14 protein-coding genes and 1 other annotated feature are annotated in these 16,315 nt (G+C 40.8%); all 14 genes read right to left on the reverse strand.

The genetic code is table 11. The features are described from left to right. The gene (clpX, locus tag IE339_RS19955) at positions 1 to 1,266 is read right to left on the reverse strand and encodes an ATP-dependent protease ATP-binding subunit ClpX (protein WP_242170529.1); all 1,266 of its coding nucleotides are present in this window, start codon (positions 1,264 to 1,266) and stop codon (positions 1 to 3) included. A 355-nt stretch (positions 1,267 to 1,621) separates the two neighbouring features. Then, positions 1,622 to 2,911, reverse strand: a complete 1,290-nt coding sequence (tig, locus tag IE339_RS19960) for a trigger factor (RefSeq protein ID WP_242170531.1) — start codon at positions 2,909 to 2,911, stop codon at positions 1,622 to 1,624. Between the two features lie 210 nt (positions 2,912 to 3,121). Beyond that, positions 3,122 to 4,138, reverse strand: a complete 1,017-nt coding sequence (locus IE339_RS19965; protein ID WP_242170534.1) for a DUF3196 family protein — start codon at positions 4,136 to 4,138, stop codon at positions 3,122 to 3,124. A 127-nt stretch (positions 4,139 to 4,265) separates the two neighbouring features. After that, positions 4,266 to 4,844 carry a 3-isopropylmalate dehydratase small subunit gene (gene leuD / locus IE339_RS19970; protein ID WP_242170536.1) on the reverse strand — a complete coding sequence of 193 codons (579 nt, stop codon included), beginning with the start codon at positions 4,842 to 4,844 and terminating at the stop codon, positions 4,266 to 4,268. 13 nt (positions 4,845 to 4,857) lie between these two features. Then, the gene (gene leuC, locus IE339_RS19975) at positions 4,858 to 6,273 is read right to left on the reverse strand and encodes a 3-isopropylmalate dehydratase large subunit (protein ID WP_242176255.1); all 1,416 of its coding nucleotides are present in this window, start codon (positions 6,271 to 6,273) and stop codon (positions 4,858 to 4,860) included. 109 nt (positions 6,274 to 6,382) lie between these two features. Next, positions 6,383 to 7,495, reverse strand: a complete 1,113-nt coding sequence (gene leuB / locus IE339_RS19980) for a 3-isopropylmalate dehydrogenase (RefSeq protein WP_242170538.1) — start codon at positions 7,493 to 7,495, stop codon at positions 6,383 to 6,385. A gap of 49 nt (positions 7,496 to 7,544) precedes the next feature. After that, positions 7,545 to 9,077, reverse strand: coding sequence for a 2-isopropylmalate synthase (locus IE339_RS19985; protein WP_242170540.1), 1,533 nt, complete (start codon positions 9,075 to 9,077; stop codon positions 7,545 to 7,547). Further along, positions 9,064 to 10,122: a ketol-acid reductoisomerase gene (ilvC, locus tag IE339_RS19990; RefSeq protein WP_277933985.1), complete on the reverse strand. Its 1,059-nt coding sequence runs from the start codon at positions 10,120 to 10,122 to the stop codon at positions 9,064 to 9,066. Before ilvC ends, IE339_RS19985 begins: the two co-directional genes overlap by 14 nt. A gap of 25 nt (positions 10,123 to 10,147) precedes the next feature. After that, positions 10,148 to 10,666 (reverse strand): acetolactate synthase small subunit, encoded by a 519-nt coding sequence (gene ilvN / locus IE339_RS19995; protein ID WP_242170544.1) that lies wholly within the window; start codon positions 10,664 to 10,666, stop codon positions 10,148 to 10,150. Further along, complete coding sequence (gene ilvB, locus IE339_RS20000; protein ID WP_431522793.1) at positions 10,663 to 12,369, reverse strand: acetolactate synthase large subunit; 1,707 nt, start codon at positions 12,367 to 12,369, stop codon at positions 10,663 to 10,665. The genes ilvN and ilvB overlap by 4 nt, the downstream gene beginning before the upstream one ends. Positions 12,370 to 12,464: 95 nt before the next feature. After that, positions 12,465 to 12,723 (reverse strand) — a binding site (T-box leader). A 324-nt stretch (positions 12,724 to 13,047) separates the two neighbouring features. Beyond that, positions 13,048 to 14,031, reverse strand: coding sequence for a nuclease-related domain-containing protein (locus IE339_RS20005; protein ID WP_242170549.1), 984 nt, complete (start codon positions 14,029 to 14,031; stop codon positions 13,048 to 13,050). 377 nt (positions 14,032 to 14,408) lie between these two features. Next, on the reverse strand, positions 14,409 to 15,203 hold the full coding sequence (locus IE339_RS20010) for a class I SAM-dependent methyltransferase (protein WP_242170552.1): 795 nt from the start codon (positions 15,201 to 15,203) through the stop codon (positions 14,409 to 14,411). A gap of 115 nt (positions 15,204 to 15,318) precedes the next feature. Continuing rightward, positions 15,319 to 15,540: a hypothetical protein gene (locus tag IE339_RS20015; RefSeq protein WP_242170554.1), complete on the reverse strand. Its 222-nt coding sequence runs from the start codon at positions 15,538 to 15,540 to the stop codon at positions 15,319 to 15,321. A 238-nt stretch (positions 15,541 to 15,778) separates the two neighbouring features. Beyond that, a complete protein-coding gene (locus tag IE339_RS20020; RefSeq protein ID WP_242170555.1) occupies positions 15,779 to 16,078 on the reverse strand; it encodes a hypothetical protein in 300 nt (99 codons plus the stop codon). Positions 16,079 to 16,315: the final 237 nt, after the last annotated feature.

A 16,315-nucleotide genomic window follows, 5' to 3' on the forward strand; every position in this document is an offset into this window, starting at 1 on the left:
TTATGCAGATGTTTTACTGCCTTCTTCAACTGTTGAACCGTCTTCTAGTACTAATTTAGGCGTTGCTTGGTCTCGAACCGTTTCGCCTGTAATAATACATTTTACGATATCTTCACGAGAAGGTAATTCAAACATAATTTCTTGTGTAATACCTTCAATAATTGAACGTAAACCACGTGCACCTGTTTTGCGCTCAATCGCTTTTTTCGCAATTTCTTCTAATGCTTCTGGTTCAAACTCTAGCTCTACGCTATCAAGTTCAAGCATTTTTTGATATTGCTTTACAAGTGCATTTTTCGGTTTTGTTAAAATCTCAATTAGCGCTTCTTCATCTAACTGTTCAAGGTTAGCAATTACCGGTAAACGACCGATGAACTCAGGAATTAATCCAAATTTCAATAAGTCTTCAGGTAATACTTTTGAAAGAAGTTCTTTGTCTTCGATTTCAGCTTGTTTCGCTTCAGAGCCAAATCCAATTACTTTTTTACCTAGACGGCGTTTAATAATTGGTTCAATCCCATCAAATGCCCCGCCGCAAATGAACAAGATATTTGTTGTATCGATTTGGATGAACTCTTGATGAGGATGCTTTCTTCCACCTTGTGGCGGTACGCTTGCAACAGTACCTTCTAAGATTTTAAGAAGCGCTTGCTGAACCCCTTCACCTGATACATCACGTGTAATAGATGGGTTTTCAGATTTACGTGCTACCTTATCAATTTCATCGATATAAATGATTCCTTTTTCAGCTTTTTCAACGTCATAGTCAGCTGCTTGGATTAGTTTTAGAAGAATATTTTCGACATCTTCCCCTACGTAACCAGCTTCTGTTAGAGACGTTGCGTCTGCAATCGCAAATGGTACATTAAGAATACGAGCTAAAGTTTGAGCAAGTAATGTTTTACCGCTACCAGTTGGCCCGATCATCGCAATGTTACTTTTCGCTAGTTCAACATCATCAATTTTGCTGTTTGAATTGATGCGTTTGTAATGATTATATACGGCAACAGAAAGAGCACGCTTCGCTGCATCCTGTCCAATTACGTATTCATCTAGGATTTCACAAATCTCTTTTGGTTTTGGAACATCCTTGAATTCTACTTCTTCTTCTGAACCAAGTTCCTCTTCGACGATTTCCGTACAAAGCTCAATGCACTCATCACAGATATACACTCCTGGACCTGCTACTAGCTTGCGAACTTGGTCTTGCGTTTTTCCACAGAAAGAGCATTTTAACTGCCCTTTTTCATCGTTAAACTTAAACATAATTTCACCCCTTATGGATTTTGTAACATGCTTTAAGTAAATTCCCATCCATTTCATGAGCCGGTAGAATGAATGTACTATTTTCAAATGCAAAATGCATGATCGTACTGACGGGGATACACATTTGTACTGCATTTTAACATAAAAAAAATAGCATGGGTACTAAAAGGTCTTCTATGTATTTAACAAATTCAATAGTGCTTTTGTAAAACAGCGGTTATGTAAATTCATTCTAATACCTAGCCCTTCATGAAACAAGAAAATACTGATGTATCAATGAAAATCTTTCGAAAACATTGTTGTAATGGTATAAAACAAGGCCCGATCGCATCGCGCCTTGTTTTACTATTTATTATTATGCAACAGTTTTGCTGTTTTCTACAAGAAATTCGATTGCTTTGCGGATTTTTAGGTCCTCTTTAAGAGAATCTAGGTTTCCACCAAGCATGCTCTTTAATTGTTCGACAGATACGTTATACATTCCTGCCATGTTTTCTAATTCTTTGCTTAGCTCGCTGTCATCTACAACAAGGTTTTCAGCTTGAGCGATTGCGTCTAATGTTAAGTTCATTTTCACGCGTTGCTCAGCGTCTGGCTTCATTTGCTCACGAAGAGCTGCTTCGTCTTGACCAGAGAACTGGAAGTAAAGCTCAAGGTTTAGACCTTGCATTTGAAGACGTTGTTCGAATTCTTGAAGCATGCGGTTAACTTCGCTTTCGAACATTACTTCTGGAATTTCAACTTCAGCGTTTTCAGCTGCTTTTTCAACTAAAGCGTCGCGAAGAGCTGTGTCAGCTTCGTTTGTTTTTTCTGTTTCTAGTCTTTCTTTTGTTTTCGCTTTTAATGCATCAAGAGTTTCAACTTCTTCGTCTACATCTTTTGCGAACTCATCATCTAAAGCTGGAAGTTCTTTTGCCTTGATTTCGTGAACTTTTACTTTAAATGTAGCTTTTTTACCAGCTAATTCTTCAGCATGATACTCTTCTGGGAATGTTACTTCAACTTCTGTATCAACGCCAGCTTCAGTACCAACTAATTGCTCTTCGAAACCAGGGATGAATGTGCCAGAACCTACTTCTAATGAGTAGTTTTCGCCTTTTCCGCCTTCGAATGCTTCGCCATCAACGAAACCTTCGAAATCGATTACAGCTGTATCGCCATCTTCAACTTTTCCGTTTTCTTTTACAACTAATTCAGCGTGACGCTCTTGAAGAGTTTTTAGTTCGTTCTCTACATCTTCGTCAGTTACTGTTGCATCTAATTTTTCTACTTCAAGGTTTTTGTATTCGCCTAATTTAACTTCAGGTTTTACTGTTACTTTTGCAGTGAATACAAGAGTTTTTCCTTGTTCGATTTGTTCTACATCGATTTCTGGACGATCAACTGGCTCAATTCCAGTTTCATCGATTGCAGCACCGTATGCATCAGGTAATACAAAATCTAATGCATCTTGGTATAGTGATTCTACACCGAAACGTTTTTCAAATAATGAACGTGGCATTTTTCCTTTACGGAAACCTGGAACGTTAATTTGTTTAACCACTTTGTTAAAAGCTTTATCTAGCGCAGCGTCAAATTGAGCTGCTTCTACTTCTACTGTTAAGACACCTTGGTTGCCTTCTTGTTTTTCCCATTTAGCAGACATGTATGTTTCCCTCCAAAATTCAAGTTTTAAAATTAGTTACAGATATCGAAAATAGCTCGTCCTAGTGGGACAAGCCATCATCTATCTAATTTCCTACTGTAAAACAGATAGGAAGAGACTGTAAAGAAATAAATTACTTTACGATAGACAGCTGTACAGTTTACAACCACTATATTATACCATACAAGGTCGATGTTTCAACCAATCTTATTACATTTCAATGGATGAAATTTCTTCAATTTTTTTAATGTCATCGATTACTTGTTGCAGCGCGGATAAACGCAAATTATACTGAGAAGCCACGTTCTCCATTTCGTCCTCCTGCCCTTGCATTTCAAGAGCTGCGTAGTGGACAGCCGCCACCCAGACGTTTTGCTCTCCTTTTTGAGGATAGAAAGGAAAGAGTAGAAACAAATATCGTTGCCAAATCTCAAGCGCAAATGACAGAAGCGTTGGATCATTACTTTCCAATTGCTCCTCAAGGCGTGATTGAACGTGAGCTGAAAAGGTATCTAACTCACTCATATCCATCTTAGAAGGATTGAACGTAGCCTTATATGTAAATTTACACACTTCTATATTTGCATCAATTTGCTGCTCTGCTAAAAGCTTAAACAGCATCGTTTTTACGATTGGATGCACGCTCTCTTCCTTGAGCATTTTTTCAAAGAGCTGGAGATGTTTGTTCACATCAACTTGATACAGTGCTTGCACAACGTCTAACTGCTGATTCACATTCCCGTTTTCCAACATGAGACGAAGCTCTTCATCTTGGTCATGTTCATCAACTGGTTCTGGCATGTCAGGTAGTTCTTCTACTCGTGTTTGACAAAATTGAAGAAGGTTATGTAAATGGCTCGCATGTTCAAAAGGTACCTGCTGTTCATCAAACACCGCCTGTAGCAGCGTAGCTCCTTCTTCATAATCACCATTTTGCACTAAAATCATGAGATGAATTTGCAATACTTGATAGTAATCGCCAATTCCCTCCTGAAGCATACGCTTGCTATGATGTTTTGCCGTTTTTATATCACCCAGCTCAAATGAACAAATAACAAGACCTAGTGCACCTTCATGATGTTCAGGATCTAGTTCATGGACTTGTTGAAGCAACGGCAACGCTTCTCGATAATCTTTTTCCTTCATTAACATTGTCGCTTTTTCGACTAACCTTTCCTTTAAATGAGGAAAGGCGATAATGTTTTCTGTTTCTCTTTCCTTGCGCATGACTTCTCCCCGCTTCACTGCATTTGCTTAACAGTGTAGCAAGGAATATGAGCAATTACAAGAATTCACATTTCCAAGTAGGAAAAAGAGCATAGAAAAAAGGTGACAAACATTGCCACCTTTCTTTTTACCTTGCCTCATAAGCGACAATATCTTCATCGAATGAGAGCGTATAGCCAATCTCATCTAGTCCCTCGAGGAGCATTCGTTTCCAGTGTGGATCCACTCTGAACGTACGAACAAATTCCGCACCGTCCGTAACGATTTGTTTCTCTAAATCAACGGTTACTGTAAAGTCCTCTTGCTCTGCATTTTTCAGTAGCACCGTTACATCCTCATCTGATAAGGCGATTGGAAGCATCCCATTTTTCAAGCAATTTTGATGAAAAATATCCGCAAACGAAGGGGCAATAATGACCTCAAAGCCATAATCCAACAAAGCCCAAGGTGCATGTTCTCTTGAAGACCCACAGCCAAAGTTTTCTCTTGCTACTAAAATGCTTGCACCTTGATTAGCAGGCTGATTTAGTTCAAACTCCTCGTTCTGCGCTCCATCAGCTCTGTAGCGCCAATCATAAAATAAAAATTGTCCGAACCCTGTTCGTTCAATACGCTTTAAAAACTGCTTTGGAATGATTTGATCTGTATCTACGTTTGCACGGTCTAGACCGGCAACTTTTCCTGTATGAACGGTAAATGGTTTCATCTCGGTCTCCTCCTTATGCTAGTACAGCTTCCTCTAATTTTCGAACGTCAACGAAGTGACCGTACAATGCCGCTGCTGCTGCCATTGCGGGACTAACAAGGTGTGTTCGTGCTCCTTTTCCTTGACGACCTTCAAAGTTTCGATTGGATGTTGACGCGCAGTGTTCTCCCTCTGGTACGAGATCAGAGTTCATCCCTAGGCACATACTACACCCTGAATCACGCCACTGAAATCCAGCATCCGTAAACACTTCCGCAAGGCCTTCTTGTTCAGCCAATTGCTTAATTCGCTGTGATCCGGGAACAACAATCGCTGTTACCGTTGGCGCAACTTTTTTCCCTTTAATGACCTGTGCCGCATCGCGTAAATCAGAAAGACGAGCATTTGTACAAGATCCGATGAAGACGTGCTGAACAGGAATATCCGTTACATCCATCCCCGCAGTTAAGCCCATATATTCCAAAGCGCTCGCGATCGATCGGCGCTCACTATCAGTTGAACAACCTTCTAGTGTAGGAAGCTTTCCATCCACCGCTGCACTCATGCCAGGGTTTGTCCCCCACGTTACGACAGGGCTTAGTTCGCTAATGTCTAATTCTAACGTTTCGTCATAGGTAGCTCCTTCATCCGTCGCAAGAGCCTTCCACTCTTCAACAGCACGATCGAACGCTTCGCCCTTCGGTGCATGTGGACGACCTTTTATATATTCGAAAGTTGTCTCATCGGGGCTGATCAATCCTGCCTTCGCTCCTGCCTCAATGGACATATTGCAAATGGTCATACGCTCTTCCATCGATAAAGAACGAATCGCTTCGCCTGTAAATTCCATAATATAACCCGTTCCGAAACGAACACCGTACTTTTGAATAACGGCTAGAATAATATCCTTTGCAAAAAAACCTTTTGGCTTTTGGCCGTTAATTTTGATTTGAAGCGTTTTTGGTCTACTTTGCCATAACGTTTGTGTGGCAAGGACATGCTCCACCTCACTTGTACCAATCCCGAACGCAATCGCACCGAACGCTCCGTGTGTTGATGTGTGACTATCCCCACAAACGATCGTTTTCCCGGGCTGAGTTAGACCAAGCTCTGGACCAATAATATGTACAATCCCTTGCTCTTCACTATTTAAATCTAAAAGCTCCACGCCAAACTCGCGACAATTATCTGCTAAGGTTTCGATTTGCTTCTTCGCAATCGGATCTTCAATTACAAAACGATTGACTGTTGGTACGTTGTGATCCATTGTAGCGAAGGTTAAATCTGGACGTCTTACCTTTCGATTCGCTTGACGAAGTCCCGAAAACGCCTGTGGCGACGTTACCTCATGAATAAGGTGCAAATCAATATATAACAAATCAGGCTTTCCTTTTTCTCGATGTACAACGTGCTTTTCCCATACTTTTTCAATTATGTTTTTTGCCGTCATCACGATCCACCTCCTGCATTTTTAAAAACAGGATGTTTGAACGTCTATGTTCAAACACCCCCACATACTAGTATGAATCTCCGCTTTTCTACTATATTAATAGAGAGAATTAAATATAAGCTGTCATAATGTTGGAAATTGCTGAGTCATCAATAATCGCGTCAACGATTTCCTGCGTCATTTTAGTCGTTGAAATAACGGAGTGACCTTCCGCATATAAGTCAGCCGTGCGATATCCTGCACCAAGAGCTTGCTCCACCGCTTTTTCGATTACTGCAGCCTCTTCCTTCAATCCAAAGGAGTGACGAAGCATCATGGCTGCTGATAGAATCGCAGCGATTGGATTCGCTTTGCCTTGCCCAGCGATGTCAGGCGCAGATCCATGAGCAGGTTCGTAAAGAGAAGGTCCTTTTACAGATAAGCTTGCAGATGGCAGCATTCCTAAAGATCCCGTTAGCATAGACGCTTCATCACTTAAAATATCTCCAAACATATTTTCCGTCACCATCACATCAAAGCGCTTTGGATAGCGAATTAACTCCATCGCCGCTGCGTCCACAAGCATGTGCTCAAGCTCCACTTCCGGATACTCTTTCGCTACTTCTTCTGCTACTTCACGCCATACTCGGCTAGACTCTAGTACATTAGCTTTATCAACAGACGTTACTTTTTTTCGTCTCAGTAAGGCAATATCAAACGCGGTTTTAATGATGCGCTTCATTTCAGCTCTTGTATAATGAAGCGTATCTACTACTGTTTGCTCACCGTTTTCTTCTCTTCGCTCACTTGGTATACCAAAATAAAGGCCACCTGTCAGCTCACGAACGATGACAAAATCCACGTCCGTTACGTATTCTTTCTTTAAAGGAGATGCATCCGCTAGAGGGGCGTGCACAGAAATGGGGCGCAGATTTGCATAAACATCTAAAGCCTTTCGCAATTGTAGCAGTCCTTTTTCGGGGCGGACGCTAGGAGGAACGTGATCCCATTTCGGACCACCAACAGCACCCATTAGTACAGCATCGGAGTCTTTACAAATCGTAAGCGTTTCAGCAGGTAGAGGCACTCCGTATTGATCGATCGCTTCTCCACCCATAGAAGAATAGACGAATTCAAATTGATGATTAAAACAGTTTGCAACAGCTTTTAAAACCTCCACAGCTCCCTGAGTTACTTCTTTTCCAATTCCATCTCCCGGCAACACTGCAATGACTTTTTTCATCCGTCTCTCTCCTCTCATTTTGGAATACAAGGGGAGCCCCCCTTGTATCTTAGACTACCTCTTGCTTAGCCTTCGTTTCTTCGATCGCAACCATTCGATTGACTGAGTTAATATAGGCTTTTGCAGACGCTTGAAGCACATCGTGTGCCACACCGCGACCTGTCGCTTCGCCTGATTTACTTGCAATTTTCACATATACTTCTGCGAGTGCATCTGGACCACCATTGATTGATTGAATACGATAATCAACGAGATTTAATTCACGATCTAAGCATCGTTCCAGCGTGTTGTAAATCGCTTCTACGCTTCCTGCACCTGTTGCAGCTTCCTGAATGACTTCTTCACCTCGACGCAGCGTAACGGTTGCAGTTGGAATGTTGTTCATTCCATATTGGACTTGAAGTCCGTCTAATTTATATACTTCTTCATCACCAATTTGTTTTTGAAGAACAAGTGCGAACAAATCATCGTCCGTAATTTCTTTCTTTTTATCTGCTAAATCTTTGAACTTAGCAAACAAGCTATCTAGCTGCTGATCTCCCATGGCAAACCCTAACTCGACGAGGCGTGTCCGGAACGCATGGCGACCTGAATGTTTTCCTAATACAATTGGATTTTGCTTTACACCAACTAGCTCCGGCGAAATAATTTCATAGGTTGTGGGTTCTTTTAAGACACCGTCCTGGTGAATACCTGACTCATGTGCAAAAGCATTGCGTCCAACGACCGCTTTATTGGGTGCAATGACCATGCCAGTAAGTTTGCTCACTAAATCACTTGTACGTTTAGTCTCAGGGAGCGTCAAACCTGTTTCAGCCTGATAAAAGTCTTTTCGAATATGAAGAGCAACCGCAATTTCCTCAAGAGACGCATTACCCGCTCGTTCCCCAATTCCGTTAATGGTTCCTTCAATTTGCGTAGCACCGTGACGAATCGCTGCTAGTGAATTAGCCGTTGCCATCCCAAGGTCATCATGACAATGCGCAGATAAGTCAACACGATGAATGTTTGGCACGTTTTCCTTTAAATAAGTAAAAATATCTCCGTATTCCTCTGGTGTGATATATCCCACTGTATCAGGGATATTAATGACCTTTGCACCTGCCTCAATAACTTCGGTTATGATGCGCGCAAGGAACGGCAAATCACTGCGGCATGCATCTTCAGCAGACCACTGAACAACTGGAAAACGCTTTGTCGCGTATCGAACCATTTCGACAGCTGTTTCAACCACTTGATCAGGCGTTTTTTTCAGCTTATATTGCATATGAATTGGTGAAGTAGCAAGAAACACATGAAGCCTTGGCTCCTCGCTATGCTTCAACGCCTCCCACGCAGCATCAATGTCCTTCGTAACAGACCGTGCAAGGCCTGTTACGGAAGAACCGCGTACAATTGACGCAATTTCTTTTACAGATTGAAAATCTCCTTTTGAAGCAGCAGGGAATCCTGCTTCAATGATATCGATGCCTAAGCGCTCTAACTGTCTTGCAATCTCTAACTTTTCTTGAAAATTAAGATTGACTCCCGGTGACTGTTCTCCATCTCTTAGCGTCGTATCAAATAGCTTAATTTTTTGCACTCGCGACCACCGCTTCTTTCTTATTTTTTTTGACAAATGGCATCATTTCGCGTAGCTTCGCTCCTACTTCTTCAATTAAATGACTGTTTTCACGCTGGTTCACTGCGTTGAACACTGGACGATTTGCTTGGTTCTCTAAAATCCAGCCTTTTGCGAATTGACCGGTTTGAATATCAGTTAACACGTTTTTCATTTCTGCTTTTACGGCATCGTTTACAATGCGAGGTCCTGTTACGAAGTCACCCCACTGAGCTGTATCGGAAATCGAATATCTCATTCCAGCCATTCCACCTTCGTACATGAGATCTACAATTAATTTCAGCTCGTGTAAACACTCAAAATAAGCGACCTCTGGCTGATAACCAGCTTCAACCAATGTCTCAAATCCAGCTTTTACAAGTGCAGTAAGACCACCACAAAGCACCGCTTGCTCACCGAATAAATCCGTCTCTGTTTCTTCTTGGAACGTTGTTTCCAATACGCCTGCACGCGCTGATCCAATACCTTTTGCATATGCTAACGCCACGTCACGAGCTTCTCCAGATACATCTTGGTAAACCGCGAATAATGCAGGTACACCAGCGCTTTCTTCATACGTGCGTCTTACTAGATGTCCTGGACCTTTTGGAGCAACTAAAAATACATCCACAAATTCTGGCGGTACGATTTGATTAAAATGAATGTTAAATCCGTGTGCGAATACTAATGAATGACCTGGTTTTAACTCTGGCTCAATTTCCTCTTTGTATACTCTTGGCTGATGCTCGTCTGGAAGTAATACCATGACAACATCCGCCTGCTGCGTAGCTTCACTTACTGATAGAACAGTAAATCCGTCTTGCTCTGCTTGGTTCCACGATTTCCCTTTTCGAAGACCTACCACTACGTTAATACCGCTATCACGTAAATTCTGAGCGTGTGCGTGACCTTGAGAGCCGTACCCCACGATTGCTACTGTTTTCCCCGCTAAAACTTGATCATTTGCATCTCCATTGTAATAAACCTTTGCCATGTATAACCTCTCCTTTTTAACTTTTCTGTATATTTTGATTTTTAAAAAGCTCACATTATTAGATGATCGTTGTTACTTTTGGATTGGCGGATAATTTTTGATTACCGCGTGGGAACGCCACTGTTCCCGTTCTTACGACTTCTTTCAGGCCATATGGTTGAAGCAAGTCAATCATCGCTTCAATTTTATTCGATTCCCCTGTGACTTGAATAATGACGCTGTCTCGACTTACATCAATAATTGTTGCTCGGAACGGCTCAATTAACGAATAAAGCTCATTTCGATGAGTCGGCACAGAAGCAACTTTTATTAGCGCCAGCTCCCTTGCGACGATTGCTTGATCGGTAATGTCTTGAACTTTTAAAACGTCAATTTGTTTATTCAATTGCTTAATGACCTGCTCAGCTGAGTTATCATCCTTGACGTTGACCACGAACGTCATGCGTGAATTTCCCTCTGACTCGGTGTGACCTACTGAAATGCTCTCAATATTGAAATCTCTTTTTGTAAATAATCCTGTGATTCGATTTAGTACTCCTGGTCTGTTAATAACCGTAGCTGTAATGATTCGTTTCAAGGTTTCACCCCCACCATTTCATGCAATCCTTTTCCTGGGGCTACCATTGGGTAGACGTTTTCTTTTGGTGCAACATAGAAGTTCATTAATACCGGTCCATCTGTTGAAAATGCTTCTTCAATGACTTGTTTCGCTTCCTCCTCTGTAGATGCTTGTAGCCCTTTAATTCCATAAGCTTCTGCTAGCTTCATTAAATTCGGCTGATTTGGGATCAACGAGTGAGAATAGCGCTCCTCATAAAAGATTTCCTGCCATTGTCGCACCATTCCAAGCGATTGGTTGTTTAAAATAACGATCTTAACAGGTAAATTTAACTCATGGATTACGCCAAGTTCTTGAAGCGTCATTTGGAATCCACCGTCACCAACGATAGCGACTACTACACCTTTTGGATTAGCAAGCTGTGCCCCAATCGAAGATGGAAGGCCAAATCCCATTGTTCCTAACCCCCCAGATGTTACCCAGCGATTTGGTTCGTTGAATTGATAAAATTGTGCCACCCACATCTGATGCTGACCGACGTCTGTTGCAACAATCGCCTCACCTTTTGTGCGCTCGTGAATCATTTTAATTACATGCTGTGGCTTTAATAAGTCATCTGACCGCTCATACCAAAGCGGGTATTCAACTTTCCATTCATTTAAGCGTGCATGCCATGTTTGATAGTCACCCATTCGATCCGTTTGGACGGACAGCTGTTGAAGCGCTTCTTTTGCGTCTCCTACAATGGGAATTTGAGTTGGGACGTTTTTCCCGATTTCAGCTGGATCAATATCGATGTGTGCGACAACGGCATTTGGTGCAAAGTGCTGCAGATTTCCTGTAACGCGATCATCAAAGCGTGCACCTACGCTTATTAACAAGTCACTTTCGTAAATAGCCATGTTTGCCGTATACGTTCCGTGCATTCCTGCCATCCCTAAATGCAATGGATGATTCGCTGGAAAGCCGCCTAATCCTAAAAGCGTATTGACTACTGGTATTTGCTGTTGTTCGGCATACTGCAATAGCTCATTTGCAGCCCCTGCATGTAGCACTCCTGCTCCTGCCAAGATGACGGGTTTTTTCGCAATCGCTACGGCTTCTGCTAGTTTTTTGACCTGAAGTAAATTTGGAAAATGCGTTGGTTGATAGCCTGGTAGATTCACATCGCCTTCATAGCTAAACTCTCCAACCCCAACGGCCATATCCTTCGGAATATCAATTAAAACTGGTCCTGGTCTTCCTGTGGTCGCAATATGAAACGCTTCTTTAATGATCTTAGGTATGTCGGAAATGTTACGAACTTGATAGCTGTATTTTGTGATTGGCATGGTAATACCTAAAATGTCGGCTTCCTGAAAGGCATCAGAGCCAATGACATTTGAAGCAACTTGCCCTGTAAATACTACGAGTGGTAGTGAGTCAATCATCGCATCTGCTAATCCTGTTACGATGTTCGTCGCTCCTGGTCCGCTTGTTGCAATAACAACGCCAGGTTTACCTGAAATTCTCGCATAGCCCTCCGCAGCATGAATGCCGCCTTGTTCGTGTCGTGTTAATACATGAAACATGCCTGATCCATATAACTTGTCATAAATCGGAAGAACGGCTCCTCCCGGATAACCGAAAATGACATCGACGCTTTCTTTTCTTAATGACTCAATAAGCATTTCTGCTCCCGTCATACTTGCACTCACACTAGCATTTACAGGATCTTTCATTTGCGTATTTGCTCCCACTATTCCCATCCTTTCTAACACTTTTATAAAAAATAAAAAAGCCTTTCCTCCCCAAATTAGACCTTCTATGCGTTGGTCAAAGGGGTGAAAAGACTTTGTCATTTCACGGTACCACCCTTCTTCGTAATCATGATGATTACCTCAGGAATGCAGGCTTGCATTCTTGTTTTAATAACGAGTGCGATTGTGAATGACACCCGATCAGCTCTAATCCAATTGTTTCAAGCTGATACTCGGAGGCGAGTTCGTCTTAAGAAAGAATTATCGGTTCTCAGCAACCCCGATTCTCTGGAAATTCTTCATCTCAAGAGTACTTATCCTCTTCTTCGTTTTTTCATATCGTGTTTAATAATCATTTTTCATGTTTTGACAATCTCTGCTCCTTTTTGACAAGAGCCGTCGTAATGCTGTTTCTCATCGAAATAAGATTTCTTTTTATTTAGAAAACTTATATTTGAGGACTATCATACGCCCAAAAATAAGCCTCGTCAACCACTTTTCTCTAAATTTTTTGACTATTCTAATTTGAAAGATAATTTGGAATCGCTTTCATTATTGATGCGATAGGATTAGGCGTATCTCAAAAAAGTTTTCACTTAAAATACATTTGTCTTTTATAGGAATACAAAAATCAAATAAAAAAAGCCTGCAAGCAGACTTTTACATTTCGATGCTGTCACGTATATAGTGAATGTGCTCTAAATTTTCTTTTATTTTTCTTAAATCTTCTCTGCTATATAACATAGGTCGGTCGAACTGTTCTTCTAATAGCGAAAATAGTTCCTTTTCATGCCCTACACGAATCACCGATGAATCCTTTGAAAGATCAATTACACCTTCACTGCTATGATCCTGATGTTGATGATTAAAATATAGGATTGGGGTTACATCGTTGATAATGGCCCCCATCTTTGACACTAAAAATCTCGACACCATTTTGGCCGTATTCCATGCTTCTTTTGCAGGATCTGCATACGCCTTTACATACAGCAGCCCAAGAGAATCATCCTGCCCTTCTACCGTACTGGCTGATGAAAAAACGAGCGTTTGTTCATATACCTGAATGAACGGCTTCGCTTGCACCATATCTAATAAGAATGAAAATTCTTTTGCATTTTTATCTGTTAAGCCGTGTATGATTTTTCCCTTCCAGTGCTTTTCCTCGATGCTGTAAATACCGGTCGGTAGTAAAATTAGATGGTCCACACGACACGTTTTAATTCGATCTTCCGTATAGAAAGGAATAAACACATTAGGCATGATAATCATATCTTCATCTAAAATTTTATTCTCGTCTATCCATCTTTGCTTTAATTGATACAGCGCTTGATAGGTTGATACATTGCTACTCTTTTTCGCATATGATTGTACATCATCAATATATCGATTTAACTGGCTGACAGACTGTCGAAAAAACGCAGTCTCACGGTCATGATTCTCTTTAATCTCCATCACTTCTCTGTGAAACTCTTCTTCGATCGTTAATTGCTGATCGCGGTATTTTTCAACCGTTGCTGCCATTTCATGCTGATATTTTTCCGTCAGCATTTTCTTTTGCAAATCAATTTTCTTCGATTGTCGATAAATCATATAAATCGTTGCGATAAGCGCCACTGCCAATACGCCAATAATTGCGTACGTCATGTTTCATTACAGCCTCCTTTTTCCATCATTTTCTTACAGTATACAACGTTATTTGCTTCGGACAAATGTTTTTAATCAATATGTAGCCGATTTTTTCCTTTTTCAAAACATTATGCCATCCGTTCCTTAGCTAACGAGCTTTTGTCATTTATTTTCTATACAAAGGCATTAGCAGAGCGTCGGAATACTCTAGTATCTCATTCCAAAATGAATGCCAACATGAAAGCAAGCGCTGTTTACTATCTTTTCATATGTCATCCTCTTTAAACTAACAATAAAGCGTTCCCTTCCACTTTTTCGTTACATCAAAAAAACGTTATCCCCACGAATGAAGGTAACGTTCTAAATCTTTAGCACGAACTCTTTTACATTGTTAATTAGACCAATTGCTTTCTAAATCGAAAAATAACAACGGGTGGAATCTCCAGCCACTCAAAGCGATGTTCCCCTTTTTCTTTTTTGAAACTAGGCTCTTCCATACCATCTAACATAAAACCTGCCTCAAAAAAGATATTCATATAATAAGATAAAGAACGGTGAAACATATAGTGAGGAATAGTTTGTCCTTTAATTCCAATCGCTTGATACGGTTGCGGGGTTAAATACGTGGAGAGCTGAATGCTGTTTTTCGTGATGATCTGACCATCAACATCTTCTGTTTCGTGTATTTTTTTAAGACCCGGTGATTGAAAACAAGGATGCGCAACGGAGAACACAAACGTTCCATTTGCTTTTAATAACGTATGTAGAGCATATGCCAGTGGCGTGATGTCTGCTATATCCATTAATGCCATATTCGCTACGGCGTGGTCATACGCTTCCGTACCTAATGATGACAGTTCGTCGTCATTTGTAGCATCAATTACTCGATAATCAATTTCGTTTAAATCGGCTTCAGATCTCCCTTTTGCACGTTCAATCATTTTTGCACTATAATCAAAAGCGGCCACACGAGCACCAAGCGCTGCAAGTCTTCTTGAAAAATTGCCGTTGCCACAGCCAATATCTAAGACCGTTTGACCTGGCTTCACACCTAATAGCTTCTCTGTATAGGGACAAATAAGCTCCTGATGAAACCGATTGCTCGCTTCCCCCATATAATTATCCCAGTGCTCCGCGTTTTGTTCCCATCTCGTTTGTGAATCTTTTATGAGTTCCTTCCACTCGCTCAAATGACATTCTCCCCTTTAGATCCCTTATAAAAATCCATCCCAATTAAAGAACGCTAAATCTTGCTGCTAAGACGGTAAACCGATCGATGCGTATTTCTTATCCTGTCTATTCGTTTTAGTCTTCCTCTGGGTATCCCTCGTACTCCTTCAGCATGAAGTATTGAACATTTGCCTTAACTAAAACCAGATCATCTTCCAGCGCTAGTACTGGGCTATCTAAGTTCTGTTCAAACTTATCTTGAATGGATTTTCTTGCACGATCTAGAGACTTTGCTTCAATTAGATGACCAATCTCTCCGTTAATCATTTTAAATGTTACTTCGTATTTCTTTTTCATATGTACGCTCCCTCTATATGTGATGAGTGTCTATTATAGTATGAATGGAATAATTTTCATAACGATAACCTTTTATATGCAGAAGTTATGGGGATAGGTAAAACAGCGTTTATAGGATAGTCAAGTAGCGTCTCAGGAGAAATTCGAACACACGACATTTGTTCAGTACTCATAATCTTTATATCTACAATTGGTTATTAATGCATTCCAAAATGCACCCATTAGCTGAATAAGAAAATTATGATATTGCCCAACCCCACTCACCTTTTAAAATATGTTCTCTTTCATCATAATCAATATCTTTAAAATCCCATTCCTTCTGTTTACACTTCCGACAAGGTAATGGATAGTTTTTTTCATCGTCATCATATCTAAATAAAGTTAAAAAACTTCGGTCCAAATCATTAGGATCATAGAACAAAGTACAATGTTCAAAGTCATGAATATATTGGCATTTGCAAAAATCACATTCTACAACTCTAAAATCTGCGTTATCATCTAGTGTGCTACCTGTTTTAAAATTGTCTGCATGTATCATTACGTTCTCCTTTAACTGATTGATGTAGCGTATTATACACCATTATTTTTGTTAGAAGAGTCCATCGTCACTTTAATGTCATGAAACTCCTTCGGTACGTGAGGTTCGTTAAGTAGGAGATATAAGCACTTTGCTAAATATCTTGCATGGTATTTGCGGTATCATGTAATTTTTTTGGAGTGCAGGTCTTTGGTAACTGTAACAGCATTCCCTAAAAAGTCCAACGCTCTATCTAGT

It is taken from the genome of Priestia koreensis, from assembly GCF_022646885.1.
Taxonomy (GTDB): Bacteria; Bacillota; Bacilli; order Bacillales; family Bacillaceae_H; genus Bacillus_AG; species Bacillus_AG koreensis_A.